Here is a 26561-nt window from a genome sequence, read left to right on the forward strand (position 1 = left end):
CTGCAGTAGAATAGTCGGCTTCCGCACTCAGGCTACGTGGAGGTGGAGGTCATCGCCTTCACGGGTAACGTCGAACGTCGCAATCTGCAGTTCGCTGAACGTCGATTTGCCGGACTCGAGGTCGAAACACCACGAGTGGAACGGACAGGAGACGGTCGCCGTCTCACACTCGTCGTTCCCTGCTGACTCGACGGGTCCTCGGCCGAGTGGTGCACCCATGTGTGGACACCAGTTTTTGAACGCGTAGTACTCGCCGTCGACGTTTACGACCGCTATTTCGACGCCGCTCGCTTTCACGAACCGTCGTTCGCCGGCTTCGAACGGCTGGAGGGTGATCGTCTCGCTCATTGGAGGAAGTTGTAGACGATGTCGTGGCCGGTCGCGGTGAGTACGCTCTCGGGGTGGAACTGGACACACTCGATCGGATACTCCCGGTGGCGAAGCCCCATCACGAGCGAGTCGTCGGCCGAGACGGCGCTCACTTCGAAGACGCTCGGAATCTCCTGGGCGACCAGCGAGTGATACCGTCCCGCCTGAAACTTCTGGTCGAGTCCCGTGAACACTCCATCGCTATCGTGAATAATCGACGACGACATGCCGTGGACTGGCGTCGGTGCGTGGCCGACGCTTCCGCCGTAGGCGTAGACCGCGGCCTCGAGACCGAGGCAGACGCCGAGTGTCGGCACCGTCGGACTCACCTCTCTGAGGACGTCGAGTGAGACCCCGACGTCGCGGTCGTTTTCGGGATGGCCGGGTCCTGGGCTGATGATGATCGCGTCGGGGTCGGCCGCTTCGACCGCTTCGAGATCGATCGTGTTCGTTACCACGGTGGTGTTCGCCCACTCGCTCACGTACTCCACGAGGTTGTACGTGAACGAGTCGTAGTTGTCGATGAACAGTACGTCGGGTCGGTCCGCGTGGGTGGTCGCTTCGGTCATTAGAGGTGGGTCTGTTTGGTCCGCTGGTCGTCGGTCGGTACACTGATGTTCTCGAGCGAGCCGAGGATGCCGCCGAGTTTGTTCTCCGTCTCCTCGTACTCGCTGTCCGGGTCGCTGTTGGCGACGACGCCCGCACCGGCACGGACGGTGACGTGATCGCTCTCGCGGTGCTCGACCGTCGCCGTTCGGATCGCGATCGCCACGTCCACGTCGGCGTCCCACGAGACGTAGCCGATACCGCCGCCGTAAATGCCACGCGGTGTCTCTTCGATCTCGTCGATGATCTCCATCGCCCGCAGCTTCGGCGCACCCGAGAGCGTGCCGACGGGGAACGTCGCCTCGAGCGCGTCGAACGCGTCGTACCCGTCGTCGAGTTCGCCACTGACGACGCTCTCGATGTGCTGGACCGTCGCGTGTTTGACGACGTTCATGAACTCGTCGACCGAGACACTTCCCGGACGGGCGACCCGTCTCACGTCGTTGCGCGCCAGATCGACGAGCATGACGTGTTCTGCCTGCTCTTTCTCGTCTGCGAGGAGTCCGCCCGCATTCTTTCGGTCCTCGATCGGACTCGAGCCGCGTTCACACGTGCCGGCGAGGGGGTTCGAGACGACCGTTCCGGACTGGACGGAGACGAGCGTCTCCGGACTCGCACCGATCACCGACCGGTCGCCGAACTGGAGCAGGTACATGTACGGTGACGGACTCTCCTGTCGGAGGTCCTCGTAGAACGCATAGGGGTCGAGCGATCCCTCGTAGGTCCGTTCGCGGGAGATGACGCCCTGGTAGATGTCGCCATCGACGATGTGTTCGCGTGTGTGCTCGACGGCGTCGCAGTACGTTCCACGGGCACCGATCGTCGACCCTGTGCAGTGAAAGCCGTCCGTCTCGAGCGTCACACCAGTGACACACTCTGCGACGTCGAGCGCTTCGGCGACCAGCTGATCGTAGAGGTCGTCGGTCTCCTCGCCGGGCTCGAGTACGGGGGTGAAGACGATCGATGCTCGCTCGTTCGCGTGGTCGTATACGATCGTCTTCGTGTTCAGGACGAACTGTGCGTCGGCCGTGTCCGAGGTGTCCGCCTCCTCGAGCCGGTCACCGAGCCAGAGGTCGTAGACGGCGTCGTACGCGAGGAAGCCGAGGAGACCGCCTTCGTACGGCGCGTCCCCGGATTCGGGAACGCTCGCGTCGGGGAGACCCTGGCGGAGTGCATCGACCGTGTTGTCTCCACCGACGTCGATCAGGTCCGCGTACCGTGGGTCTTCGACTTCAACGGTCGTCTCGCCGTCGTCGACGGTAATTACGGCAGCGGGGTCGTACCCAACGTACGAGAAGCGTCGATACTGCCCCTGCGCCGACGCCGAGAACGCCCCGTCTGGGTTCGTCGACGAAATCTTCGGTCCGGTCTCGAACAGAAACGAGTAGTCGCTGTCGCTCGCGTCCTCGAGCGCTGCGTACGCAGCTAACGGGTCGGCTGCCGTCGGCAGGTCGAAGGCGAATCGAGCGACCACGTGACCGTCTTCGTCTGCGTAGTCGCTGAACTCCTCGCGGCTGTGTGAGAACCCTTCGTAACTACTCTGCATGTGGGACGAACACCTCCTCGTGGACGTTCTCCGCCGGTGGACGGCGGAACTTCGCCGGCTTCGACGGGCTGGACGCCTCTGCTTCCGCGTAGCCGAGCGTGACGATCATCACGGGCTCGTAGCCGTCGTCGATATCGAACTCGTCGCGAACCGCCTCGGCGTCGAACCCTTCCATCGGACAGGAGGCGATTCCCATCTCCCAGGCGGCGTAGATCAGCGTCATCGCCGCGAGCGAGCTGTTTCGAACCGTCCAGACTCGGTTCTCCTCCGCTGGCTGCTCTCGCCAGCCCTCGACGTTACTCGCGAGTCCGTCTCGAACCTCTTCGTTCGGGACGTAGTCCTTATCGAGCCAGTCGTCGAACACGCGGTCTGCGTGGGCTGCGGGATCCAGGTTCCCGAGGACGACGACTGCCGCCGCCGCGTCCGTCACCTGCTCCTGGTTGTACGCACACTCCCTGAGCAGTGCCTGCCGGTCGTCCTCTCTGAGGACGAGAAACTCCTGGGGCTGTAGGTTATACCCCGTCGGCGTATACTTCACCCGGTCGAACAGTTCCGTCAGTGTTTCGTCGTCCAGCGGTTCGTCTGTGTACTCGCGTACCGACCGTCGTGCTTCGACCAGTTCGTGGAATCTCATGTCGCATCTACAACGTCGTGTCGGCATATGTTATAGTTAATGTTGCTTAACGTTCACCAGATGTAAAATACACCACCAGGTGTTTCACGGTACAGCAGGTTCACCCGGTTCTGCTGAAAACTACTTCTGTGGGTCGTGTACGGTATGATCGCTGTTTCGGGCGCTCCTCGAGCGACACGGTATGGTCGTTTCACAAACACATACTCTATCGGTCAGTTACGTCTGCTACCCAACGAACTGGTGCTGGCCCGCGCCCGAGACCGCCGACGAGTGCTGGTCCCGCGGCCGGTCTCGGGTGGTCCGCCCGTCGCCCCCGTCGTCACCGCTCCCACGGACGGCTGGGGGTCGTCTCCCGCTCGGTGCGCCCGCTTCGGCGAGCCAGTGGCTGTGGGCTGTCTTCCGGAAACCGGCGAGCCACCGACGAGAACGACGCCTCGAGTCGAGCGACTCGCGTTAGATGTCGAGGACGCTGAGCGCGTTTTCGCCGAAGACCTTCCGTTCTTCCTCCGGTGTGAGCTTCGGGATGGTCAACACCGTCGGATAATCGAAGTCGAGGTGTGGGAAGTCACTCGTATACAGCAACGAGTCGATACCGATCATCTGCATCAACTGTTTCAAGTTGACGCCACCCGCGGGGTCTTCGAGTGGCTGTGTCCCCCAGTAGAAGTACTCGCGGACGTACTCGCTCGGCTTCTGTTCGAGCCAGGGGAGGTGGTCTTTCCGTCGCTCGTAGTTTTTGTCCATCCGCCCGACCAGCCACGGAATCCAGGCGACACCTCCCTCGAGAAAGACGTGCTCGACGTCGGGGTACTTCTCGGGGATGCCCTGAAATACGATGTTCGAGACGAGGCTCATCGCCGCCTGGTTGTACGCGGCGATGTTCGCCACGTCGGTCTGGAGGTTCGCCACGCCGTAGAGTTGCCCCCACGGCGGGTTCGGGAACGATGGGTGGTAGTCCATCGGCAGTCCGACGTCCGCTGCGGCCTCGAAGATCGGTTCACACTGCGGATCACCGAGGAGCGTGTTCGACGAGAAGTTCGCGTGTACCGAGACCATGTCCGTCTCGTCGCCGAGGCGGCGGATCTCTTCGGCTGACTTCTCCGGTGCCTGCGGGGCGATTCGGATCGATCCTTTGAGCCCTTCGTTTCCGTCGAGGAAGTTGTCGAGTAAGTAGTCGTTGTACGCCTGACAGAGCGCGATCGCGAAATCCTGCTCGGGCACGTCGGTGATCCCCTCTAGCTGGTGGCCGTGGAGGACGACGTAATCCGTGTTGAACCGGTCCATAAACGCCATGATCCCTTCGGGGGTCGTCGTCTTCACCTCGGAGCCGAGTTCGTGCGGAGTCGGATCCAGGTCGAACGGAAACGAGCCGACCAGCGACTTCGCCAGGGGATCGTTCGTCGTCAGCTGGTGTTTGACCCGGTTCTTGTACGGCTCGGGGACGTACCTCGCGAACTCGGTCGAGTAGGCGACGATCTCGTGGACGTCGCTGTCGACGACCGTGTACTCGTCGATCCGTTCCAGTGCTTCGATTGAGTCTACCTGTCCGTCTGTTTGCTCGAGTTCCATCGGTTGTGTGTTTCGCTGTTGTCTGCTGTGTTCGAATACGGTACGCCAGGGACGGTTCGACGCCCGTTCAGCCGAACTCCTCGAACGGCTCACCACAGCCCTGACAGTAGTACAGCGTCCGACAGAGTGCCGAGCCGACCTGCTGTTCGAGCCGAACGTCGTCCGTCTCACAGAACGGACACGTCACCGAGCGCATCTCAGTGACACCCCTCGGCGGCGGGTCCCTCCTCCGGGACGGCGAGTCCGAACTCGGTGAGCGCCTTCCGGCCCCGTTCGGTGATCCGTGCCGGCGACCAAGCCGGTGAGTAGACGAGGTCGACCTCGACGGTGTCGACGGCGGCGACCGTCTCCACCGCGTCGGTGACGTCCTCGAGTATCAGATCACGGGCCGGACAGCCAGCGTAGGTGAGCGTTATCGAAACCGTCACCGCGCCGTCCTCGAGTTCGACGTCGTACACCAGACCGAGGTCGACGACGCTCACGGGCAGTTCGGGGTCTTCGACCGTCCCGAGCGCCTCCCACACCGCCCGTTCGGTCGCCGGCGCCTCGGCCAGGCGCTGCGCTGGGTCCGCCGGATACGTCATGCGTGGTACCCGCTGGCCGGATGGTCCGCCGGCAGCCCCTCGGCGTGGATACTGTCGAGCAGCGCCGTGAGGGCGTCCGTGTGTTCTCCTGCCCGTCCGTTCGTAACCGGTTCGCTCACCGCCGCCTCGAGTGCGTCCGCCGAGACCTCGAGCGGCAGCGACGAGATGGTCTCCTCGACGGTCTCGCGCCACGCTGCCCTGAGTTCGTCGGTGGGTCTCGAGAGGATGCCAGCAGTCGACGGTGCCGTGCCCACGGCGGCGTCGAAGGCGAAGAGGTCGGCGCTCCGAGGCAGCAGTCGCTCGAACGACGCGGTGACGCGACGGCGGCCCTCGTCGGTCGAGACCAGCCGCTCGAGCCACTGGGTCGCGTGTTCGAGGTGGTAGCGCTCCTCCTCGAGCACCTTCGTCGCCCGACTCCCGACCGCGTCGTCCGCCGTCTCGGCGACCGCCTCGAGCACCAGCGTCTCAGCCGTGTCGTAGAGGAAGTTGATGACGATCGTGTCCCCGAAGTCGGTGTGTTCGGTCTCGAGCAGGATCGAGTTCCGCCGCTCGCTCGGACGGCGGTTGTAGCCGACGGTGTCGAGATCCCTGCCGTGGTCGATCAGTTCGTACCACAGGCGTGCGTGGCCCATCTCGTCCTGTGCCAGACTCGAGAGGACGTTGTCCTCTTCCATCGTCGGCCCGACGGTGACCCACTCGGCGAAGCGCTGTCCGGTCACGAACTCGTCGTCGGCGATCGCGAGCAGGAACCGCTCGGTCGCGTCCAGTTCCTCGAGAGTGATGCTCTCGGCGCTCATTGGCGCTCCCTCGCGTACCACGAGACGTTTCGGTACTCCCGCTCGATGCTCGGTGCGAGCGTCGGATCGTCCGCGCTCGTCTGTGCGATCTCACTCCGTGGCGTCACCCAGATGCTCACGGGTGCACCGCGAACGTCGACGTTACGCTTGGCGAGGGTGAGCGCCATCTCCCGGTCCGATGCCGTCACCGTCACGGCGTGTTCGTGTGCGCCTCCACGTTTCCACTGCACGAATACTTCGTATGGCTGTGTCATCTATCGTTAGGCTGTGATGTTGTTCGCGAACCGGTTCGCCGTCGTTCCATCGTACGCTTCGAGCGCGTCTCGTACCCAGGCGGTCTCTTCGAACGCCGTCCGTCGCCGGTCGAGGCGGGCCTGTGTCTCCGGCCCACCTTCGGTGACGATCCTGTTGAACTCCTCCCAGTCCGGCGGCGTGTACTCCCACTGTTCGGTCTCCTCGTCGTAATAGAGGTTCTCGTCTGGGATGTCGATACCGTAGTTCCGAAGCTTCGGCACGTACGTATCGAAGTACTGCTGGCGCAGTTCGTCGTTGGTCTTGGGCTTGATTCCGAGTTCGTCCATCCGCTCGCTCTTCTCACTGCGGCTGTCCGAGAGACCGAAGAACATCACCGCTCGAGACCACCAGCGGTCGACACCCGCCTGTAGCCGCTCCTGTTTCTCGCGCGACCCCGTCGCGTACTCGCGGACGATGTGTTCTCCGTGGCGGATGTGAAACTCCTCTTCCCGGCAGACGCGTTTCATGATGCGTGCGTACGGCCCGTAGCTCGTCTTCATCAGCGAGTGTTGCAGTTGCATCGCCGCCCCGTCGAGCATCCAGGCCAACAGCCCGATGTCGATCCACTCGTCGGCCGGGTAGTGAAACGCGTTCCCGAAGCCGTTCTCACCCGCTAACAGCGAGGTGAGCATCTGCTCGCGGTCCCGTCCGAGGTCTTCGGCCAGCTGGTACTGCATCTGTGCGTGGCCGATCTCGTCCTGGTTCTTCGCGATCAGGGCGAGTTTTCGCTGGTAACTCGGCGCTCGAGGGATCCACTCGCTCTCCGCGAACGCTCCCATAAACTCGCTGTTGGCCGTAAACTGGATGATGCCACAGAGCAGCTCACGGTACTCGTCGGTGAGTTCGTCACCCGACTCGATCAGCTGTCCAGCAGCAATCCGCTCCTCTAGTTTCATGCCATAGATAGTTGAGTACATGAATATAAAAGCTCGTGTTAGGACCGCTCCGTTCGTCTCGGCCGTCCTCGAGACCGCGTGACGAAGCGGCCAAAGTATCTTTAGCGCGTGTGTGCGAGTCCGAGTATACACTACATTTATTTGCATTGGTGATAATCTGCTAACGCTCATGTCAGCAAACGATCGACAGGAGGAAATCGAGAAGCGGAACCAAAGTGCCTGTCCGACGATCCAATCGCTCAACGAAATCGGTGAAATCTGGCGACTCAACATCCTCCACGACCTGATGGACGAGGAGAAACGGTTCAACGAACTTAAACGTTCGACGAACGCCCGGTCTCGGACGCTCTCGAATGCACTCGATTCCCTGATCGAAAACGGGTACGTAAAACGTCGTACCGAGGAGGCCGCACCGATCGCTGTTTTCTATAGCCTGAGTGAGAAGGGGCGTGCCCTCAAACCGGTGTTCGACGAACTCGACGACTGGGCTGCTGACTGGCTCGACGATGTCCCGGCCGACTCCGTCTAAGACCTCTCCCCACAGCGTCGTCCCCATCTCCGACGCCCTCGTCCGTCAGGCCGTGGTCCACTCCAGTACACCTGGTCACCCCGGTGACCCCTGGTGAATCATAATTTACCTGAGACTTATGTGGTCCGGCCGTGTCGTGACTACGTATGGAAGAGACGACTTGCAGACGCACGCTGAACGGTTGCAGACGGCGTAGCGACACCTCCGACACGTGGTCCGTCCACCGGATGTCGCCGTCAGTAGCCGCTTTCTGTACACCTTCGAAGCAGTGCGGTCCCCACACACACCCATGACCGAGGAGTCGGTTACGGTCACGCAGTTTACCGATCCGCTCTGTGCGTGGTCGTGGGATGCAGAGCCGACCATCCGCGCACTCTCTGAGCACTACCGCGGGCAGCTCACCGTCGAATTCGTCATGACCGAACTCACGAGCGGCCACAGTGAACCCGCTCAGTCAGTCGACGTGACGTCCCACTGGCGCGACGCGGCCCGGTACCACAGCATGCCGATCAATGCCGACAAGTGGTGCGAAATCCCCTCTCCGTCGAGTCGGCCGTCGAGCCTCGCGTACAAGGCCGCAGAACTCCAGGACGGCGCACTCGCCAGGCGGTATCTCAGACGGCTCCGGGCGGCCGCCGCGACCGAACGAGTCGACCTCGAGCACCAACCGACGCTGTGTGAACTCGCGACTGCTGTCGGACTGGACGGCGACCGCCTCAGTTCCGACCTCGGGGGAAACGCTGCACACACGGCGCTCCAGGCGGATCTCGACCGTGCGCGTTCACACGCCGTCACGGCGCTGCCAACCTACTCGCTCACCGGTCCCAGCGGGACCACCTGGCTCTATGGTAACACGTCACTCGAGTCGTTCGAGGCTGCGATCGCCGACGTTTCCCCGCCGCTCGACCCGGTGGCACCACGCCCGCTCGGCGAGTTCGTCGACGCCTACGGCAGCGTCACGGCACAGGAGGTCGCGACGGTGTACGACGTGAGCGTCTCGAAGGCCGGGCAGGCGCTGAAGGCGATGGCGGACGACTTTCGAATTCGTCCGGTAGAGCGCGGGAACGGCACGTTCTGGTACTCACCCGTCGACCCGCTGTTACTCGAGTGCCGTCAGTAGATCGACAGTGCGTCGTGGTCCGTCTCGCTCTCGGGGTGGTCGACGACGGTGACGTGCTGGGTGAATTTCTCGATTCGGGTCGTCACCGGACTCTCCCCGCTTCGCTTCAGCGCACCCCAGGGCGAGAAGTGTGAGATGATCGTCGGGTCGAGGTTGAAACACACGCGCGAGGTGAGCGCCTTACTCTCGCGGAGATACTGTTCTGGCTCGTCCGAGAAGATCGTCATGCTCAGCCCGTGTTCGCGCGCTCCGAGGAACGTTCGGACCTCCTCGAGCGATTCCCAGGTGTCGTACCACGCACCCGGACCGAACAGTTCGACGGTTTCGAGACCCTCCTCGAACGTCAGGATGCGAACGGGGCTGTCTCCGAGGTCGACGAACGGCTCCGCCTCGGGTGCGTGTACCTCGGCGTTCTCGTCGACGTCGGTCGCCTCCTCGCGTGGGTCGCCGACGGTCACCGCCCGTAGCTCGTTCTCGAGTGTGGTTTCGAACTCCTCGGCGATCGCCTCGTTCACGAGCAGCCCCGAGGGTGTCGAACACAGCTGTCCGTTACAGCGCACGAGCGCGCGCACGAAGGTACGTGCCGCTCGTTCGGGTTCGTGGTCGACGATGAAGACGCCGTTGCCCTCTCCCTCGACGTTGCTCTCGATGCCCGCCGCCGCGGCGGACTCTTTGATCTCTGGGTAGTAGTTGCTGCTCCCCTCGTAGTGGAGGAGGTCGAATCGGGAGAGCACTGACGGCTCGTAGATGATCTCCGGCTCGGTGAACACGACGTTCACCCGCTCGGGGAAGCGCTCGAGGAAGGGTTCGAGGAGCGCCGCGGCCGACGCCGGCGTTCGCGTCGATGGGCGGACGGTGACGGTGTTGCCGGCGACCAGCGCCGAGGCAGTGTTGACGGGTGCGAGGATCGTCGCGTTACGCGGCGTCACCATGAGCACGTGTCCGATCGGGCGCGGGACGGTCACGACCCGTCGCTCGTGGTCGGTCGTCGCGTTGTAGTCGTCGACCGCGCCGGTCTCCTCTCGGACGTGGTCGTGGTACTCTCTCACGCCGTCGAGATACCGGGGAATGCTGTCGATGCGGTCGAAACAGTCAGACAACGGATACGCCGTCTCCTCACACAGCGTCTCGGCGTAGCGCTCTCGGTTCTCTCGGTAGACGTCTGCGATCTCCTCGAGTTCGTCGAACACGTCCGACGGCTGGCTCGAGGCGGTCTCGATGCCGTCGAACGCGTCCTCCTCGAGGTAACCGATCGGGGTCCCGACCTTCTCGCGGATCTCGTCGTGACGATAGTCGCCGTTGATGAACGATTCGATCACCTCTGTCCGTTGTGTCGATCTGGACATGATCTACCGTACATCCCGCAGCGGACCATCTTAATACACTGTGGTCTGACTGTCCGGCGGAGCGACCACATCGGGAGACCGTCGCTTTCGTTTCCCGGTGCGGTCGTTCCACCTCCGGGTGCCCCGCTGTGACGGTGGGTTCACTTACCGACCGACAGCCGTTCCCTGCTCGGCACGCGCTGGAACTCGTAGACGATCAGTGAGCCGACGGTCGTCGCGACGAGTACGACGGCTGTGGCACCGAAGAGCCGCTGGTAACCGAGCCAGCTCCCGAGACCGATGAACAACACGGGTCCCGCAGCCTGGCCGGCGCTGATGGTTACGGTCTGGATGCTCGTTACGCCCGCCCGGAACTCGTCGGGCGCGAGCGTGCTGATCGAAGAGAGGAGCCTGGGTGTGATCACGCCGCTTCCGACGCCGAACAGCCCCAGGGTACAGAAGGTCGCGACGACTCCCGGCGTCAGTGCGAGCAGTGCCAGGGCGCTCGCGTACGCGAGCACGCCGCCGACGAGCAGGCTTCTGTCGGGAGCCCACGCGGACAGTAGGCCGCTCCCCATCGAGACGGTCGCCGAGACGAGCAGCATGCCCATCGTCATGAGACCGATCTGAGCCGCGCCCAGGCCGTAGGCGCGCTCGAGATAGAACGGCAGCGCTGTGTACAGGCCGAACACCAGGAGGTAGGTGAGAAACACCAGTCCGTACAGCCGAACTGCTGGAACCGTTGGCACAGCGCGGGCGGCTTCGCGGACGTACACTCGCGCCCGCGGCTTCTCCTCGGCCGTCGCCACCGGTTCGTCGAATCCAACACTGACGAAGACGGCGACGACGACCGCCAGTCCGTAGAGGACGAACGGCAGGTTCCACGCGATAGCGGAGAGGTAGCCACCGATTGCTGGGTAGATCGCCGCGCCCAGGGAGATGGTGGCCATCGTCGCGCCGATGACGGTGTCGTGGCGTCTGTCGACGAACGTGTCCCCGGCGAGTGTGGTCGCGAGCGAGAGCAGGATCGGGCCGGAGGCACACCCCTGTACGAGACGAAGCGCCAGGACGACCTCGAAACTCGGTGCGACACTGATCGCTGCGCCCGCTGTCCCGAACACGACCAAACACGCCGTGAGTAGCCGTTTCCGACCGAGTCGGTCGGCGTACATCCCGACGAGTGGGGCGACGAGCAGTGCTGGTAACGCGTATACGGTGACGAGTAGACCCGCTTGCGTACCCGAAATACCGAACGCACGTTCGATCTCACCGAGACCTGGACTCACCAGTGGGACGTCCATTGGGACGACTGCTGCAGTCGCGAGGATCGTGAGTACTGTCGTCGACTGCCAGCGCGCCTGACTGGAACCGGCGCCGTCGCTCAGATGTTGGGGTCGTGTCACGTGTTACTGAATCTCGAGCCGTTCTCGCGTTCGTACACCGTCTCACCGTGGGGGGAAGGGTGTGCAACAGCCTCCTCTGCCCACCGTGTCGCCGTATTTTGGATTACCGTTCGTGTGTGATCACCGTCCGCTGGTCCGACGTGTGTTCGACATCGTGCGTCCGATCAGTCCGTGTGGGGTGTTTCTCGCCTCTCGTCACAACTGGTCGTTCTCGCCCCGGGCACATATATGTGTGCTAACCTACACGATAGCAGATGTAGTGCGGGTAATCCGCCGTCTCGTCCTCCCTCGCCGTCTCGAACTCACCCCCTCTCTGAACCCGACGCGCTCGCCGCCGGTGGCCGATTGCCGTTCGCGATTGCTGCCGCCAGGCCGAACCGCGTAAGGGCATAACCATTAGCTTTACATTACAATCATACTGGTGTAATTCATCTCAACATTTACATTCTCCGGTGACAATAATTCCAACATCGAAAATATCACCGCCATGTTATCTTCGTCTCGAACGTTCCGGGTGGTGCTGCCACTGGAAGGCCGTTCGTCCGGTACTCTCCGTTTCGGAGAGGAGATATATTCTGGAAACCTAATACCTATACCCCATATGGGTATTAACAACTACATTCTATGCGTCACTTACCTATCGACCCTCTCCATCTTCTCCTCCTCCTTCAGTATTTGATACACACAAACCTTTTCAGAAAATTCTCGTTCTTTCCCTACTAAACTCTCGAATCTTCTTGACTATCTCCACTGACTGATTCGATATATTCGATTTCTCATACGAGAGTATACCCAAAACATCGTTATAGTAACATACTACTATATATGTTACGTTGGTGCGCCCCCTCCATCTGCACTCTCTCGCTCTGGTGATGCGATCACACCGTACTCTCGTTGCGAGACCGCACGCGGTTCGTTCGGCAACGACGTCCCATCGACACTCCGTGACGTCGCCCTCGAATCACCCTCCGTGGTTCGACGAGGTGCTTAATACGGAGCTTCCGCTACGTGAACGCGTGGAGTCTCCGTTCGAGGTCCTCTCGGTCGATCCGGATGCAAGCGACGAGGAGATCGAGCGCGCCTACCGTCGTCGGATCTTCGACGCCCACCCCGACCACGGCGGCTCGGCCGCCGAATTCCAGCGCGTTCGAACCGCCTACCTCCGTCTCACGGCCGCCGACTCGGACCACGTCCTCGACGAACTCGAGCCGACCGCCGACGGCGACGACGAGACGCCGGATGGCGCTCGCGTCGAGTACCTCAGCTACGACGTCCTCGAGGACTACGGCTGGGAACTCGAGGACGACGACCTCTTCGAGCGAGCGTCCGCCTGCGGTCTCGACCCGGACGCCCACGGCCGTCTCCTCGTCGAACCGAACGAGTCGTTGCTCGAGGCCGCCGAAAACCGCGGCTTCGCGTGGCCCTACGCCTGCCGGGGCGGCGCGTGTGCGAACTGTGCGGTCGCCGTCGTCGAGGGCGACCTCTCGATGCCCGTCGATCACATCCTCCCGAGTGAGATGCTCGAGCGTGGTATTCGCCTCTCCTGTGTCGGCGCGCCGACGACCGAGGAGACGAAAGTCGTCTACGACGTGAAGTACCTCCCGAGTCTCGACGACCTGCGTTTGCCGCCGCGGCCGTTCGAACAGGCGCGTCTCAACGACTGACTCACGCCCGTTCGTCCGCCGTGTGCGACTCGAGCGCCTCGAGTCGCGCCTCCCCGTCCTCGAACACCAGCCGGGAGCGCTCGCCGAACCGGACGCCCTCGAGCGACTCGCTCGCGAGCGCACTCGAGACGTAAAATCGCGTGAGGTGGCCGGTGTCGCGGATCCAGGCGATCCGCACCGTCTCGGGGTCGGAGGGACCGATGCACGAGACGGCGGCCGTCAGCGCCTGTGCTTCGGTCGGGAGTGCCACCGGAAGCCGGTCTAGCTCGAGCGACCCGCTCGTGAGCGCGTTCGTGTACATCGCCTCGAGATCCAGCTCCTCGAGGACGGCCGTCGTCGTGAGGTCGGCGAGACCGATGCCGTGGGCGTTTCCGTGGCTCGCCTCGCTCACCCCGCGGACGACGATGCGGGTGATCTCGGGGACCTCGGGACCGCTCGCACCGACCATCGGCGTGCGCGCGACGACGTTGGTGTCCATCCCCGTCCCGGAGACGTCCTTGCCGATCCGATCGATCACGAGCACGTCGAGGGCGTCGAACGGCAGCGTCGGCAGGTGGGCCTTCGCGCGCTCGAGCAGCGCCGCTTCCGCGTCTGGCAGCGCGTCGGCGGACATCCCTTCGACCGCCGCGGGCTGTTCCTCCCCGTTCTCGACGACCGCGACGCCGCCGAGCAGCGGCGTCTCCGCGCGCACGACGGCGAACGCCTCCGTGATCGTCTCGGCGTAGCCATCGACGAGTGCGCGTTCGTGCATCGCGGCTGCGCCCTCGCGTTTTCCCAGGCCGACGGCCGCCATCTTACAGAGACCGCTCTCGACAGGTCCCTCGAAACTCGTGTGTGGCTTCACCCGGTTGAGGAGGACGATCCCGTCTGCCTCGAGCGCCGCCTCGGCGACGTACACCGGCTGGCCGCTCGCGGTCTCGCCGACGGCCCGCGTCGCCATCCGGCCGTCGATCTCACAACCGAGCCGCCTCTCGCTCAGGCCGAGGGCCGCGAGCGTCCGCCGCTGGCCCTCCGAGGTCGCCCCGCCGTGGCTGCCCATCGCGGGGACGACCACCGGATCGAACCCCTGGGCCCTCAGCTCGTCGACCACCGCCGGGGCGATCCGCTCGATCTCGCCGATGCCGCGGCTGCCCACGCCGACGGCGACCGTCCCACCGGCGGGGACGCGCTCGAGCGGGAGTCGATCCAGCGCCGCCCGCGCGGTGTCTGTGGGATTCTCGAGTACCGGCGTCGACCGCTCGAGGCGTGCCTCGACGAACGTCGGAAACGTGACCGACTCGAGTGCAGCGTCGATGGTGGCGGCGTCCGGAAACTCCATGTGTGGTGATAGACGAGTGTGACGAAAAGTGGCGGGGTCGGTGCGGGGCGTTCGGCCCTCGGGGGGTCGTCACTGTCTCGATACACGCACGCACTGATAGGTGCTGCGTCCAAACTCCCGGCGCACATGACCCACCGGCCGCCATCGCCGCCGACGCCACTGGTCCCGACGGCCGCGACGCTCTCCGCCGGCTGCCACCTCGAGGACCGCGTCGTCGTCACGACCGCACAGCTCGCTTCGTACATGGCGGACGCGTTCGACTGTCACGTCGACGAGGGGGCGCTCGAGCCGCTCCTCGTCGAACTCGACCGACACGGGCTCCTCGAGTGCGTGACGGTCACCCAGAACGGTGCGTACCTCTGGGACCTCACCGACGCGCCCGAGCGAATCGGCGACGCCATCGCGGCGGCTGTCGTCGGTGCGCTCGAGTCGTGGCTCGAGGACTGAACAGTTCCCGACCGCCCCAGGCTCCGGCCGGAGGCGCTCGTACGCCCGGAGAACCCTAAATCCGTCCGGAGAACCCTCTGAATCCGTTCGGAGCACCTCGCACCGCCTGGTGGCTCCCACACCGATCCGCAAACCCCTTCTCTCGTCGGGCGCTAGCCGGCGTCAGCGTCGGCGCCGAGCAGCCAGTACCGCGACCGCCGTCAGGACGAGCAGTGCGACCCCGGCGCCGAATCCGGGAATGTCGTCGGCTCCGCCGGTCCCGTCGTCGCTCTCGTCCGCCGGCTCGCCGTCCGCCGCCTCGTCGGGTGCCACCGTCAGCGTCCCCGTCTCGACGCGTTCGTCCACTATCGCGATCCAGGAGTACTCACCAGCCTCGAGCGGGCCGGTCTGTGCGACGATCGACGTCGTCGCTCCACCCTCGAGTCGCCGGTCTTCGTCGAGGATGATCGTCCCGTCGAACTCGACGGTGACTGTGGCGTCTCGCTCTTCACCGGGGAGGGTCTCGACGTCGAGTCGGATCACTACGTCGTCACCGGCGACCGGCGTTTCGGGCTCTGCCGTGACAGTGTAGGTGAACGGCGCGGTGTCGACCTCACCGACGCTGAGCGTTCCCACGTCGAACCCGGACACTGCGAGTTCGTAGACGCCCGCCTGGTCGACTGTCAGCGTGAACGATTCAGTCACTGTCTCGCCGCCGCCGACGTTCACCAGCGTCGAGTCGACGTGCTCTCCATCGACGGTGAGCGCCAGGTCGGTGCTGCCGTCTCTCTCGCCAGCGTTCGTGAGTGTCACGTCGACCGTGACCGCCTCGCCGACGCCGGTCTCACTCTCGCTCAGGGTGGTGCTCTCGATGACGATGTCCGCGGGCGTCGCCGACGACCCCGACGACCCTGACGACCCGCCCGGACCGGGGGCTGAGACGACCTCGAGTGTGTGGCTCTCGCTCTCGTTCGCCGTCGCGACCACCACGTCGACGACGCCGGTCTCCGCGAGCGCACCCTCGAGTTCGACAGTGGTGTTCGCACCCGCCTCGAGCGAGACGTTCTCCGTTGCTAGAAGCTCGCCACCGGCGGTGGCGTTCACCGTGTCCGTCCAGTCCGATGCGCCGAGGTTCGCGACCGCTGCGGTGATCGAGAACGGCTCGTCCGCCTCGACCTCGTCGGGTCCGTCGACGCCCTCGACGCCGAAGAAGTGTGCCGTCCGCTCGAGGTCGACGTCGGTCGTCGCGCCCGTCTCCGTGACCGTCGTCTCGAGGCTCGCCGGGTCGAACGCCCGCGCGCTCACGTTGACGGTGGCGTTCTCACCGGTTCCGGGGACTGCATCGATGGCGAACACGCCGCTCGCGTTGGTCGCTGTCGTGTACGTCTCGGTTGCGGTCTCCAGTTCGACCGTCGCGTTCTCGAGTGGTTCACCCGTCGCGCTCTCGCTGACGGTCCCCTCGACGGTGACGAACGGGACGACGGTGACGGTCGCGTTCCTCTCGTCGTCTTCACTCGAGACGGTGACGGTGTGGTTGCCTGCGTCTGTTTCGCCAGTCTGCCACTCGAGGGTCACGGTCTGATTCGCACCGCCCTCGAGCGTCAGGGTCGTCGAGTCGCGAACCGAGTCGTTCACCTCGAGTTCGATGGTCTGCGTACCGTTGACCTCGCCGGTGTTCGAGACCGTCGCGTTCACGATCACTGTCTCGTTGACGAGTACCGGCGAGTTCGTCTCGTCGATGCTGACGCTGAAGTTCGCTGGCTCGAGCACCCGAACCGCTGCCGTGTCCTGATCGTCCGGACTCGAGACGGTGAGGTTGTAGCTCCCGGCGTCACCCTCGCCGGTCCCCCACTCGAGGGTGATCGTCTCGTTCGCGCCGCCCTCGAGCGTCACGTCCTCGGAATCGGTGACGGAGTCGTTGATCTCGAGTTCGACGGTCTGGGTCCCGTCGACCTCGCCGGTGTTCGAGACGGTCGCGTTCACGAGCAGGGTTTCGTTCGCCACGACGGGCGAGTTCGTCCCATCGATGGTGATTGCGAAGTTCGCTGGCTCGAGTACTCGGACATCTGTTTCGTTCTGATCGTCGTCGCTCGAGACGGTGACGGTGTAATTTCCGGCGTCCGATTCACCGGTCTCCCACTCGAGGCTGACCGTCTCGTTCGCGCCACCCTCGAGCGTCATTGGCCCCGAATCCCGGACCGAGTCGTTCGCCGTGAGTTCGATGGTCTGGGTCACTTCGGCCTCTCCCTCGTTCGAAATCGTCGCGTTCACCACGAGACTCTCGTTCGCCACGACGGGCGAATTCGTCTCGTCGATGGAGACTGTGAAGTTCGCTGGCTCGAGTACTCGGACATCTGTTTCGTTCTGACCGTCGTCGCTCGAGACAGACACGGTGTGGTTCCCGATATCGCCCACGCCCGTTTCCCACGCGAGGCTGACCGTCTCGTTCGCGCCGCCCTCGAGCGCCACTTCCTGGAAATCGCGGACCGAGTCGTTGACCTCGAGTTCGACGGTCTGCGTACCGTCGACCTCGCCGGTGTTCGAAATCGTCGCGTTCACGAGCAACGTCTCGTTCGCTGCGATTGGCGAGTTCGTATCCTCGATGGAGACGGCGAATGCCGCAGGTTCGAGCACTCGGACGGTCGTACTGGCCTGGTCGTCCTCGCTCGAGACGGCCACGGTGTAGTTCTCCGCCGCCGTTGGAACCCACGACGCCTCGAGACTCTCGTTCTCCCCGACACCGAGGCTTACCTCGTGGTCGTCGGTGAACGCCACCGTCTCGTTCTCGTAGCGGGCCTCGAGCGTGACGGTCTGGGTTCCCTCGTTCTCGCCGACGTTCTCGACGCCAGCGCTGACGTTCAGCGGCTCACCTTCGACCACCGTTTCCGGTGTCTCCTCGATGCTGACGGCGAATTCCGAGCGGTCCTCGACGGTGATCGTGACCGTCGCCTCGTCGGCTCCGGCCTCGTTCTCGAGTCGGTACTCGACGCTGTAGGTCCCGTCTTCGGTCGGCGCGTCGACGCTGAGCGTCCCGTCCGCGTCGATGCTGACGTTTCCGCCCGCGAGCGGGGTGTTCGTCCCGGCGTCGTGGCTCGTTACGTCCCCGCCGAGGTCCCCGCCGCCGAAGCCAGCGACGGCGGCGGGCGGCTCGCCGCGGTCGTCCGCCCCGTGGCCGTGATCGTCGAAGACCGAGGTCTCGAGTGTGGCCCCGATGGCGAGGTCGAGACCGTCGACGGCCATCGCGGTCGGCGGCGTGCCGAGTGCGTCGAACGTGAGGTCGTCCGCGTACGCGCCCGCGTAGCCGCTTTCGGCACCGTTCGTGATCGTCACCCGGACCGTGGCGTGGGTGGCCGACTCGGGGGCGACCGTCGTCTCCTCCACCGGCTCGAAACTGGCGTCCGCCGAGCGGAGCCCCTCTCGCTCGAGTCCCTCGTCGGGCAGCACCTCGCCGTCGCCGTCGAGGAACTCGACGGCGAGCGAGACGGCGCTGTCTTCGGGGACCGTCTCGGTTCCGACCAGCGCGCGAAGTTCGTAGGTGTATCCCGGCCTGATGGGGACGGTCTGCTCGGCGACGGCGTCGTCACCGGTTCCTGCCACGTCCCCGAGGACGGCGTCACCCACCGCTGGCTCCATCGTTCCGCCGACGGACGACTCTTGTGGGTCGAGACAGCCGATGTGTCCATCACCTGGTGAGACGTCGCTCCACCCTTCCTCGAACTGCTCCTCGCAGGCGGGATTCAGCAGGCTACTGTCTCTGACCCAGATTTCGACGGTCGCCTCGTCCGTGTGGTACTCGTTCTCGAGTCGGTACGCGAAGGTGTAGGTGCCAGTCTCGGTCGGTTCGACCAGGCTGAAGGTGCCGTCGGCGTTCACCGTCAGCTCGCCGCCAGCGAGTGTGGTGTTCGCTCCCGGCGCGTGCGCTCCGGCGTCGCCACCGAGGTCACCGCCGCCGAAGCCGATCACCTCGGCCTCGGGCTCGCCCAGTTCGTCCGCGCCGTTACCCCAGTCTGCGAGCAGGGAGTCGCTCGGTGCGAGCGTGTGCTCGAGTCCGACCTCGAGCCCGTCGACGTCGTAGGCGACCACGGGTTCGTCGGCCGGATCACCGGGTTCGAACTCGAGGTCGTCGAAGTAGACGCCTGCTGGCTCATCGGGGTAGCTCTCGACGCTCTCGATCTCGAGGCCGATCACCGCCTGCCGTGCGTCGGCGGGGGCTTCACTCGCCTCGGTGAACCGGTCGAAGTCGGTCGTCGACTCGGACTGGAGGTCGGTGCGTTCGATCGCGCCTTCGGTCAGCACCGCTCCGTCCTCGTCGAGGAAGTCGACGGTCACCGTCCCGTAGTCGTCGACGTCGTCCGTGCCGTAGAGACCCGTGAACGTGTAGGTTCGGCCGGGGACGACGTAGACGGTCTGCTCGAGACGGGCGAACGCCTCGCTCGACTGGAAGTCCGCGAACGAGGCGGAACCGACGGACGTGTGCTCGGTCACCGGGTCCGACTCGAGGTCGAGACACTGAATCGTGCCTTCAGCGCGGTCCCAGCCGACCGGTTTCTGCTGCTGGTTCCCGTCCGCCTCCTCACACTGTGGGTTGTACAGCTGGTGGTCGCGAACCGTGATCGTCACCGTCGCGTCGTCGGAGCGCACTCCATCGGCTTTCGCCAGCCGGTACTCGAACGCGAACTCGCCGGTTTCCGTCGGTTCGACCAGGCTGAAGCTGCCGTCGGCGTTCACCGCCAGCTCGCCGCCCGCGAGGGTCGCCGTCGACCCGGCGGCGTAGTCGGTCACTTCACTGCTGAGGTCGCCGCCGCCGAAGTGTGACACCTCGGCTGGCTCGTCGCCACGGTCGTCTGCGCCCTCGCCCCAGTCGTCGAACAGCGTCTGCTCGGGCTCGAAGGTGTGCTCGATTCCCACCTCGCCAGCGTCGACGTCGAAGGCGGTCGGCGGGCCGCTGAACTGGCGTAGCTGCACGTCGTCGACGTAGATCAACGGGAAATTCAGTCCATCGCCAGCCTTGACGAGTGCGATGCTGACGACCGCCTGGGTCGCCTCGGCAGGTGCGACCGTCGTGTCGCTGAACTCCTCCATCGCCTCGTGTGAGTCAGACTGCAGTCCGTCGAGCGTGAGTGCACCGCCAACCTCGCTTCCATCGCCGTCGAGAAAGCGGACCTCGAGTCGGGCGTGGTCGTTCTCGGTAAGTTCGTCGGAGCCGACCCATCCGCTCAGCTGGTACTCCTGACCACCCTCGACTCCGGAGACGGTCTGTTCGACGACCGATTCGGCGGATTCTCCGTTGTCGTGGAAGACCCGATCACCGCTGACCGGGGGCGGTGACCACTCCTCTTCTTCGAGACACTGAACACCAGTTCCGCTGGTCGACACCTGTACCCAGCCGTCGGGGTGGATCGACCCACTGTCGAAGTCACGACAGTCACCGTTCTCGAGGAGGTTCGGACCGAGCGACTCCTCGAGCGGTGCGGCCGGCTCGCCGCTCGTCGAGAGCGCCAGCCCGCCGACGGCGAGGACGCCGATTGCGAGGACGAGACAGAGACAGAGTACCGGCCAGCGGCCGAACGGCCGGGCCGAATGGAGATACCGCGTCGTCCGGATCATGATAACGCTTCGGAAGGTACTCTATTTAACATTCCTATATGTTTATAACAAAAACTACCGGTGGAAATAATTTGGTTTTGTGTGTCGGTCGTCTGCACGCCGGCGCTCGGAGACGCCGGCCGTGCGCCGCTCACTTGTGTGCGGGGTAGGTGCCGTAGACGGCGATGACGTAGTTCATCGCCAGAAACGGCGGCATGTTGTCGTGTGGTCTCGACCCTCCTGCCGGATAGGTCTGACTATCGACTGCCATCTGACCGCCGTGTCCGTCTTCCGCGTAGATGTCGACGCCCTGGTCTCCCGTCGGCTGCTGGGCGAGGTGGTTCCCCGCCGGGGCCCGACTGTCGGCCAGACTTCGGCTCACCGGCAGACTCGCACTCGCCTCGTGGGTGTGTTCGGGCATCTGATGGGTCCCGAGAGTGACGCGCTCTTCGCCACCTTCGTCGCCGGGCTCTCGGCTCGTGAGACCAGGACCGCCTCCAGCGCCGATTGGGGTCCGCCCCCGCAGGTCCGGGAGGTTGTAGTAGGTGGTGCCGTTACCGCCGTAGGTCGTCCCCAGCAGGCTGTACAGCGCCTGATTCTGTTCGATTGAAACCCTCTGGCCAGCACAGAACATGAACCCCCTCGGGGCGAAGTTCCCCGCGAACATACTGACACTCCCGAGGAACGGATCGACCGACATTCCCACCGGCCCACCGGTTCGCTCCGCCTCCCTCGCCTCTGCCCGCGCTGTGCCGTCTGCATCCGTCGCCCTGCGGGAAAACACCGCCTCGTAGTACAGCGACGCCCCATCGGCCGTCAGGAACTGCGTCGGACTCAGTGTCACGTCGAAGGCGCCGAGGTCGCCGTGCTCGAGTCGGTAACACGCCGGGTCGAGGACGCCGTCGTCGGGCCCGTCGAACTCGAGTGTGAACCGCTCCCAGCCGTCGGGGGCGTTCGCCCTGGTGACCGTGGCCAACTCGAGTTCGAGTCCCGCGGCGTCTGCGACCTCGAACGTCGCTCCTTCGTACGCTTCGAACGTTTCGTGCGACAGTGTCGTCGTCTCACTCATGCGTCTCGTGGTGTCAATGCGGCGCACACCATTTCAAATTATGTGTGGATACACAGATTCCCTTGAACCATCACCGGACCATTTTATGCGGAAGACAAATGTTATTAGTAATGAGTACTGACCTCACAGTAAATGGGATATCAATCTACCACAATCGACAGTATCATCGAAGACATAAATTATAACTACTTGATACCTGCAATTCAGAGGGAGTTTGTCTGGGAAAAGGGACAAATGCTTGATTTATTCGATTCTGTATTACGAGGATACCCGATTGGATCTTTCTTATTCTGGAGAGTTAGTGGCGGATATGCGCAAAATAGAATCAAGTACAAGTTTGTGAAAAATTACATTGAGGACCCAATTCACCCTGAAGAATTATCCGATGTCCGTTATCATAATGAGCGATATCTAGATGAATTTGAAAACCCTCCAAATCGTATCAATCTGGTTTTAGATGGCCAACAACGCCTCACCACCTTTTATATCGGATTAAAAGGGTCTTTGACTACTAAGAAGTTAAATAAGCGACGTAATAAATTGGATTCGTGGGATCGAAAGCAACTATATTTAAATCTTTTATCACCGACCAACAAAATAGTTAACGGGAGAAGATATCAGTTTGAGTTTAAAAAACCTAACCCTGCACATACAGAAGGGGAATATTGGTATCGAGTCGGAGATATCTTACAGGTGACTGATTTTGCTGAAGAAGGTGAAAGGATAATTGAAGAAATTGAGGGAATTGATGGTATTAATGCTGAACTGGCGCGTGGCGTAGTGAGTAAAAACATCAATCACTTGTATCGTGCTATCCGGGAAAAAGAAGTTATCTCTTATTTTCAAGAGGGTGAAGAAAGCCAAGACAAAGTGTTGGATATATTTATTAGGGCGAATGAGGGTGGAACTCAGTTAAAGAAGTCCGACATTCTTCTATCAATTGCTACTGCTCACTGGAGTGATGATGATCATACTCAGGGAATTGTTGCAAGAGAGGAGATCCAACATCTGGTTGATAAAATGAACCAACACAATGCGCGAGGCAGTCAAGAGTTTGACTCAAATTTTGTGTTGCGAGCATTATTATTGGCTGGCGATGTGACTAGTTTGTCCTTCTCTCTAGCTAACTTCAACAAAACCACTCTTTCGAAAATGAAGGAAACCTGGATGGACCCTGAATTTGAGAAGTCCATCTTCAAAACGCTGGATCTCTTAGCAAGCTATGGATTTACTACGAGCCATGTCCGAAGCAAAATGATTCCTCTGCCAATAATATACTACTTTTACATAAATGGCAATCCTTCTTTGTCCTACGACTCTACCCAGGGTGCAGAAACCAGACAGAGAATTCTCTATTGGATCTGTTCTATGGTGACTACAGGAGACTTGACTACGGGTGGTACCACACAAACCATTCAAGGTGTGAGGAATGCCTTAAAGGAAGCAAAGAAGAACGAGTTCCCAATAGCTGACATTGAAGCAGCCATCAATAATTATAATAAGTCTATGGCCTTTGATAGGGAAAATATTGAGAGGCGTTTCAACAATAATACGTCCAATAACCAAGTGTCTGAGGTGCTGTTGTCTTTACTCTATTTCCCTAACATCGCGAACGAAAATTACGATTATGAACTAGATCACATCTTCCCCAAGTCAAAGCTAAAAAAAGAGTATCTAATTGATGAATTGGGAATGTCTACTGAAAAAGCACACTCTATGTCGAGATATCGGGACAATCCTGCTAATCTTCAACTCATTCAAAAGGGTGAAAACAGACAAAAGTCAGATAAGGATCCTGGCGATTGGCTTCTGACGAGGACTAATGAATATCTTGAACGCCACTTGATTCCTACAGACCCCGAACTTTACGAGCTTAGTAACGCAGAGGCGTTCTTCAACAAAAGAAAAGAGATGATCGTTGAGAGATTACTAAATCAGTCGCCAAGTCATATTAGCAACAGAGCCAATCCAGCCCCTTCCCAATAATTGGTGAGGGTATCTTTCCTCCACATTTCATATCAAGGTCTTGTGGCTGCTTTGTTCAGATCCTTTAGATTCTTCGCTTCCCCGTCGGCACACGAGCGGTAGATGGCGTCGACGACCCGCTGGACCGTCAACGCCTCCTCGAGCGTGTTGATCTCGGGTGCCTCACCTTCGAGGACGCCCTCGAGGAAGCAGGCGGCTTCGGCGGCGTGGCCCGTCCGTTCGGGCGACCCACGCAACTCGGTGTCGGCGTAGTGATCGGACCCGGCAGTGGCGGCCTCGAGGATGGTGAGCGACTCCTCGTAGAGCGAGAACTCCGCGCCTGCGTCGGTGCCACAGACGGTGAGCCCGCTCGAGGGCTGGCGGTTCGCCGCCCAGGCGACGTCGAGTGAGATGGTCTGGCCGTCGTCACAGCGCACCAGCGCCGTCACCGAATCGTCCACGTCGAACGTTTCGCTCCCCGCCTCCCAGTTGCCCGCGAAGCCCTCCGGGTCGGCGTACGACCCGCTCCCGCCGAAGTCCGCGCGGGTGACGCCGAGCACCTCGACGACCGTGGGGAACTCGAGGACGTAGAGCGCGAGGTCGAGGACGTGGACGCCGATGTCGATCAGCGCGCCGCCGCCCGCGAGCGTCCGGTTGGTGAACCAGGAGCCGACACCCGGGATGCCCCGGCGGCGGATGTACCTGGCCTCGACGTGGCGAACGTCGCCGAAGCGTCCGGTCCGCTGCTGGGCCTTGAACAGCTGTGCGGGCGCGGAGAACCGGTTGTGGAAGCCGACCATGCAGAACGCGTCCGACTCCGCTGCCGCCTCGGCGATCCGTTCGGCCGACTCGAGCGTGTGCGCCAGCGGTTTCTCACAGAGGACGTCGTACCCGTGCTCGAGCGCGCCGACGGCCGCCTGCTCGTGGAACGTATTCGGCGTCGTGACGATGACGGCGTCGAGGTCCTCACGCTCGTACATCTCGTCGACGTGTTCGTACGTTCTCGCGTCGAACTCGCGTCCGAACTGGTCTCTCCCCGCTTCGACGACATCAGTCCCCGCCACAACCTCGTGACCGAGGTCGACGACGTTGCTTGCGTGGTTCGATCCCATCCCACCGAGACCCACCACCCCGACCGCGGCCGTCCGCCCACTGTCTGACATGGACGATAGTACGATTGCACGCACATATCACTTCGCCATTCGGAAATTCCGTTGAGAAGTCGGCCACTGCCTCTGTTCCACACTCCGTCGGGGCGGACGGAGCGTCCGACTACCCGCGGTACGGCTCGAGGTACGCCGCGCCGTTCTCTACCGTCTCGTAGGAGTCCTGGCGCTCTTCGTGTTCGTAGATCAGCCACTCCGCACCCGCTTCCTGTGCCGCCGCTGACACGGCTTCGATATCGAGGTCGCCGGTGCCTCCTTCGACCGGCTGGCCACCCTCCTGGTAGTCTTTGATGTGGACGAGCGAGACTCGGTCGGCGTGGGTCTCGAGGAACGCCACTGGATCGTAGCCTGCGACGCCGACCCACCCCAGATCGGGTTCGATCTGCAGGTCGTCGGTCAGGTCGATCAGGTGCTCGAGCGCCGGCCGCCCGTCGACCTCGACGAACTCGTGGTCGTGGTTGTGGTAGTGCAGTGACTGTCCCTCCCCGAGACCCGCTGTGACCGCCGACAGTCGTTCGGCGGTCTCTTCGATGCGCTCGCGCGTCTCGAAGTCCTCCGGCGGCAGGTAGGGCACGACGAGTTCGGTGACGCCCAGTTCCTCGTAGGTCTCGAGCGTCCCCTCGAGGTCGTCTTCTAGCTGTTCGATACCGACGTGTGCGCTCGGTGCTTCGAGACCGGTCTCCTCGAGCGTCGTCGCGATCTCCGAGGTCTCCCCTTCGACTCCCGCGAACTCGACGCCGTCGAACGCCGTCTCCGAGACGGTCTCGAGAACGGTCAGCAGGTCGTCGTCGACGTCGTTGATACTGTAGAGCTGTAACGCAATCCGTGCCATATCTCGAGCACGGGCGGCCCGCGGAAAACGATTCGGGAGGGCGGTGTACGCTGCCGGAATACGTACTCGGGTTCGTGTACGCTCCTCGAGTGGCGCGCTTCGGTGAGTCGCCGGACGTTCGCGCGCACCACCAGAAAGCATATGCTCGTCTCACGACGGCTTGGCGTATGCGCGTACTCGAGCGCCACGCTCGCGACAGCCCTCCCGAGCCGTCTTCCGATGAGTGTCCCCTCCCCTCGTACACCGTTCTCGAGGGCTGGAGTGTCGAACGGGCCGACGACGACGCGGTCAAACTCACCGCCGATGAGGCTCCGCCGCGGACGGCGCTCGCCTACGCCACCTCGTGGGCCGACTTTCCCCTCTTCGGCCGACAGGTGTCGGTTCGTCGTCGGTGGCGCGTCGAACTCGTCCGTACCGACTGCCACCGTGTCGTCTTCCGCGAGGACTGTGACTCGAGAGACGACGCGCTCGAGACGCTCGAGACACTCCTCGAGCTGTAACCCCCGCTCGCGGCCGTCGGTTCGTCCCGCCCGCCCGGTTCTGCCGACACTTCGGTCTCGCGTGCACGCGCGAAAGAAACACTAAATTCGAGTCAGCCTCGATATTGTCGCTCTCACTGTCACTCGTCTCACCCGGATCGGGCGTGGTATTCTCTGTCGATGAGCAGTTGGTTCGAAGGCGTTAAGTACTGGTCGGGCACTACAACTAAATCCGAAGGAAATGAGGATCCTTCCCCTGCGGTCCGCCGTACAGAAGGGATCTGATGTGAGCCTCGATAGTTCGGTGACGCTCGATCGGTCGAATCGATCGGAGTCGCCGAATTGACCACGTTACGTGTGAGTGTGTAGACGATACATACTCCG

At 62.6% G+C, this 26561-nt stretch carries 23 protein-coding genes; 6 read left to right on the top strand and 17 right to left on the bottom strand.

Features of this window, described 5'->3' with window-relative positions; all coding sequences use genetic code 11:
• Positions 1-27 precede the first annotated feature (27 nt).
• From N0B15_RS14075 to paaA, 10 genes are all read right to left on the bottom strand, one after another.
• Entirely contained in the window at positions 28-348 is a 321-nt protein-coding gene (locus N0B15_RS14075) for a Rieske (2Fe-2S) protein (RefSeq protein WP_263020339.1), read from the bottom strand.
• Positions 345-938 (bottom strand): anthranilate synthase component II, encoded by a 594-nt coding sequence (trpG, locus tag N0B15_RS14080; protein WP_263020340.1) that lies wholly within the window; start codon positions 936-938, stop codon positions 345-347. Before trpG ends, N0B15_RS14075 begins: the two co-directional genes overlap by 4 nt.
• Positions 938-2521, bottom strand: a complete 1584-nt coding sequence (locus N0B15_RS14085; RefSeq protein WP_263020341.1) for a chorismate-binding protein — start codon at positions 2519-2521, stop codon at positions 938-940. The genes trpG and N0B15_RS14085 overlap by 1 nt, the downstream gene beginning before the upstream one ends.
• The gene (locus tag N0B15_RS14090) at positions 2511-3155 is read right to left on the bottom strand and encodes a nitroreductase family protein (RefSeq protein ID WP_263020342.1); all 645 of its coding nucleotides are present in this window, start codon (positions 3153-3155) and stop codon (positions 2511-2513) included. Before N0B15_RS14090 ends, N0B15_RS14085 begins: the two co-directional genes overlap by 11 nt.
• Positions 3156-3608: 453 nt before the next feature.
• Entirely contained in the window at positions 3609-4724 is a 1116-nt protein-coding gene (locus tag N0B15_RS14095) for an amidohydrolase family protein (RefSeq protein WP_263020343.1), read from the bottom strand.
• 67 nt (positions 4725-4791) lie between these two features.
• On the bottom strand, positions 4792-4920 hold the full coding sequence (locus N0B15_RS14100) for a PaaD-like zinc ribbon domain-containing protein (protein ID WP_263020344.1): 129 nt from the start codon (positions 4918-4920) through the stop codon (positions 4792-4794).
• A gap of 1 nt (position 4921) precedes the next feature.
• Complete coding sequence (locus tag N0B15_RS14105; RefSeq protein ID WP_263020345.1) at positions 4922-5308, bottom strand: metal-sulfur cluster assembly factor; 387 nt, start codon at positions 5306-5308, stop codon at positions 4922-4924.
• A complete protein-coding gene (gene paaC, locus N0B15_RS14110) occupies positions 5305-6105 on the bottom strand; it encodes a 1,2-phenylacetyl-CoA epoxidase subunit PaaC (protein ID WP_263020346.1) in 801 nt (266 codons plus the stop codon). The genes N0B15_RS14105 and paaC overlap by 4 nt, the downstream gene beginning before the upstream one ends.
• A complete protein-coding gene (locus tag N0B15_RS14115) occupies positions 6102-6359 on the bottom strand; it encodes a phenylacetic acid degradation protein PaaB (protein ID WP_263020347.1) in 258 nt (85 codons plus the stop codon). The genes paaC and N0B15_RS14115 overlap by 4 nt, the downstream gene beginning before the upstream one ends.
• Before the next feature lie 6 nt (positions 6360-6365).
• Positions 6366-7295, bottom strand: a complete 930-nt coding sequence (gene paaA, locus N0B15_RS14120; protein ID WP_263020348.1) for a 1,2-phenylacetyl-CoA epoxidase subunit PaaA — start codon at positions 7293-7295, stop codon at positions 6366-6368.
• 169 nt (positions 7296-7464) lie between these two features.
• Between paaA and N0B15_RS14125 the strand changes: the two genes are divergently transcribed.
• Positions 7465-7824, top strand: a complete 360-nt coding sequence (locus N0B15_RS14125) for a winged helix-turn-helix transcriptional regulator (RefSeq protein ID WP_263020349.1) — start codon at positions 7465-7467, stop codon at positions 7822-7824.
• 289 nt (positions 7825-8113) lie between these two features.
• A complete protein-coding gene (locus N0B15_RS14130) occupies positions 8114-8944 on the top strand; it encodes a DsbA family oxidoreductase (RefSeq protein ID WP_263020350.1) in 831 nt (276 codons plus the stop codon).
• Here the strand turns inward: N0B15_RS14130 and N0B15_RS14135 are convergent.
• Both N0B15_RS14135 and N0B15_RS14140 read right to left on the bottom strand, forming a co-directional pair.
• Entirely contained in the window at positions 8938-10290 is a 1353-nt protein-coding gene (locus N0B15_RS14135; protein ID WP_263020351.1) for an aldehyde dehydrogenase family protein, read from the bottom strand. The two genes, N0B15_RS14130 and N0B15_RS14135, sit on opposite strands and share 7 nt — an antisense overlap.
• A gap of 140 nt (positions 10291-10430) precedes the next feature.
• Positions 10431-11672 carry an MFS transporter gene (locus tag N0B15_RS14140; protein ID WP_263020352.1) on the bottom strand — a complete coding sequence of 414 codons (1242 nt, stop codon included), beginning with the start codon at positions 11670-11672 and terminating at the stop codon, positions 10431-10433.
• A 1016-nt stretch (positions 11673-12688) separates the two neighbouring features.
• Between N0B15_RS14140 and fer the strand changes: the two genes are divergently transcribed.
• Complete coding sequence (gene fer, locus N0B15_RS14145) at positions 12689-13336, top strand: ferredoxin Fer (RefSeq protein ID WP_263020353.1); 648 nt, start codon at positions 12689-12691, stop codon at positions 13334-13336.
• Position 13337: 1 nt separating this feature from the next.
• Here the strand turns inward: fer and N0B15_RS14150 are convergent, their stop codons facing one another.
• Positions 13338-14654: a nickel pincer cofactor-dependent isomerase, group 22 gene (locus N0B15_RS14150; RefSeq protein ID WP_263020354.1), complete on the bottom strand. Its 1317-nt coding sequence runs from the start codon at positions 14652-14654 to the stop codon at positions 13338-13340.
• Between the two features lie 126 nt (positions 14655-14780).
• Here N0B15_RS14150 and N0B15_RS14155 point away from each other — a divergent pair, with 126 nt between their 5' ends.
• Complete coding sequence (locus N0B15_RS14155) at positions 14781-15101, top strand: hypothetical protein (protein WP_263020355.1); 321 nt, start codon at positions 14781-14783, stop codon at positions 15099-15101.
• A 162-nt stretch (positions 15102-15263) separates the two neighbouring features.
• On the opposite strand, the gene N0B15_RS14160 is transcribed toward N0B15_RS14155, so the two are convergent.
• Together N0B15_RS14160 and N0B15_RS14165 are read right to left on the bottom strand one after the other, a co-directional pair.
• Positions 15264-20687 (bottom strand): CARDB domain-containing protein, encoded by a 5424-nt coding sequence (locus tag N0B15_RS14160; RefSeq protein ID WP_263020356.1) that lies wholly within the window; start codon positions 20685-20687, stop codon positions 15264-15266.
• Between the two features lie 130 nt (positions 20688-20817).
• On the bottom strand, positions 20818-21735 hold the full coding sequence (locus tag N0B15_RS14165) for a phage tail protein (protein WP_263020357.1): 918 nt from the start codon (positions 21733-21735) through the stop codon (positions 20818-20820).
• Between the two features lie 132 nt (positions 21736-21867).
• On the opposite strand from N0B15_RS14165, the gene N0B15_RS14170 reads away from it, so the two are divergent.
• Positions 21868-23721 carry a DUF262 domain-containing protein gene (locus N0B15_RS14170; RefSeq protein ID WP_263020358.1) on the top strand — a complete coding sequence of 618 codons (1854 nt, stop codon included), beginning with the start codon at positions 21868-21870 and terminating at the stop codon, positions 23719-23721.
• Between the two features lie 32 nt (positions 23722-23753).
• Here N0B15_RS14170 and N0B15_RS14175 read toward each other — a convergent pair whose 3' ends face one another.
• Together N0B15_RS14175 and N0B15_RS14180 are read right to left on the bottom strand one after the other, a co-directional pair.
• Positions 23754-24863 carry a Gfo/Idh/MocA family protein gene (locus N0B15_RS14175; RefSeq protein WP_263020359.1) on the bottom strand — a complete coding sequence of 370 codons (1110 nt, stop codon included), beginning with the start codon at positions 24861-24863 and terminating at the stop codon, positions 23754-23756.
• 109 nt (positions 24864-24972) lie between these two features.
• A complete protein-coding gene (locus N0B15_RS14180; RefSeq protein WP_263020360.1) occupies positions 24973-25698 on the bottom strand; it encodes a sugar phosphate isomerase/epimerase family protein in 726 nt (241 codons plus the stop codon).
• A gap of 167 nt (positions 25699-25865) precedes the next feature.
• Between N0B15_RS14180 and N0B15_RS14185 the strand changes: the two genes are divergently transcribed.
• Positions 25866-26198: a hypothetical protein gene (locus N0B15_RS14185; RefSeq protein WP_263020361.1), complete on the top strand. Its 333-nt coding sequence runs from the start codon at positions 25866-25868 to the stop codon at positions 26196-26198.
• The last annotated feature ends 363 nt before the right edge of the window (positions 26199-26561 follow it).

The sequence above is a fragment of the Natronobiforma cellulositropha genome, assembly GCF_025629245.1.
Taxonomy (GTDB): domain Archaea; phylum Halobacteriota; class Halobacteria; order Halobacteriales; family Natrialbaceae; genus Natronobiforma; species Natronobiforma cellulositropha.

Excerpts from the sequence above, each read along its gene's own strand:
- N0B15_RS14075 (WP_263020339.1), bottom strand. The coding sequence starts at position 348 with ATGAGCGAGACGATCACCCTCCAGCCGTTCGAAGCCGGCGAACGACGG.
- trpG (WP_263020340.1), bottom strand. The coding sequence starts at position 938 with ATGACCGAAGCGACCACCCACGCGGACCGACCCGACGTACTGTTCATC.
- N0B15_RS14085 (WP_263020341.1), bottom strand. The coding sequence starts at position 2,521 with ATGCAGAGTAGTTACGAAGGGTTCTCACACAGCCGCGAGGAGTTCAGC.
- N0B15_RS14090 (WP_263020342.1), bottom strand. The coding sequence starts at position 3,155 with ATGAGATTCCACGAACTGGTCGAAGCACGACGGTCGGTACGCGAGTAC.
- N0B15_RS14095 (WP_263020343.1), bottom strand. The coding sequence starts at position 4,724 with ATGGAACTCGAGCAAACAGACGGACAGGTAGACTCAATCGAAGCACTG.
- N0B15_RS14100 (WP_263020344.1), bottom strand. The coding sequence starts at position 4,920 with ATGCGCTCGGTGACGTGTCCGTTCTGTGAGACGGACGACGTTCGGCTC.
- N0B15_RS14105 (WP_263020345.1), bottom strand. The coding sequence starts at position 5,308 with ATGACGTATCCGGCGGACCCAGCGCAGCGCCTGGCCGAGGCGCCGGCG.
- paaC (WP_263020346.1), bottom strand. The coding sequence starts at position 6,105 with ATGAGCGCCGAGAGCATCACTCTCGAGGAACTGGACGCGACCGAGCGG.
- N0B15_RS14115 (WP_263020347.1), bottom strand. The coding sequence starts at position 6,359 with ATGACACAGCCATACGAAGTATTCGTGCAGTGGAAACGTGGAGGCGCA.
- paaA (WP_263020348.1), bottom strand. The coding sequence starts at position 7,295 with ATGAAACTAGAGGAGCGGATTGCTGCTGGACAGCTGATCGAGTCGGGT.
- N0B15_RS14125 (WP_263020349.1), top strand. The coding sequence starts at position 7,465 with ATGTCAGCAAACGATCGACAGGAGGAAATCGAGAAGCGGAACCAAAGT.
- N0B15_RS14130 (WP_263020350.1), top strand. The coding sequence starts at position 8,114 with ATGACCGAGGAGTCGGTTACGGTCACGCAGTTTACCGATCCGCTCTGT.
- N0B15_RS14135 (WP_263020351.1), bottom strand. The coding sequence starts at position 10,290 with ATGTCCAGATCGACACAACGGACAGAGGTGATCGAATCGTTCATCAAC.
- N0B15_RS14150 (WP_263020354.1), bottom strand. The coding sequence starts at position 14,654 with ATGGAGTTTCCGGACGCCGCCACCATCGACGCTGCACTCGAGTCGGTC.
- N0B15_RS14155 (WP_263020355.1), top strand. The coding sequence starts at position 14,781 with ATGACCCACCGGCCGCCATCGCCGCCGACGCCACTGGTCCCGACGGCC.
- N0B15_RS14160 (WP_263020356.1), bottom strand. The coding sequence starts at position 20,687 with ATGATCCGGACGACGCGGTATCTCCATTCGGCCCGGCCGTTCGGCCGC.
- N0B15_RS14165 (WP_263020357.1), bottom strand. The coding sequence starts at position 21,735 with ATGAGTGAGACGACGACACTGTCGCACGAAACGTTCGAAGCGTACGAA.
- N0B15_RS14170 (WP_263020358.1), top strand. The coding sequence starts at position 21,868 with ATGGGATATCAATCTACCACAATCGACAGTATCATCGAAGACATAAAT.
- N0B15_RS14175 (WP_263020359.1), bottom strand. The coding sequence starts at position 24,863 with ATGTCAGACAGTGGGCGGACGGCCGCGGTCGGGGTGGTGGGTCTCGGT.
- N0B15_RS14180 (WP_263020360.1), bottom strand. The coding sequence starts at position 25,698 with ATGGCACGGATTGCGTTACAGCTCTACAGTATCAACGACGTCGACGAC.
- N0B15_RS14185 (WP_263020361.1), top strand. The coding sequence starts at position 25,866 with ATGCGCGTACTCGAGCGCCACGCTCGCGACAGCCCTCCCGAGCCGTCT.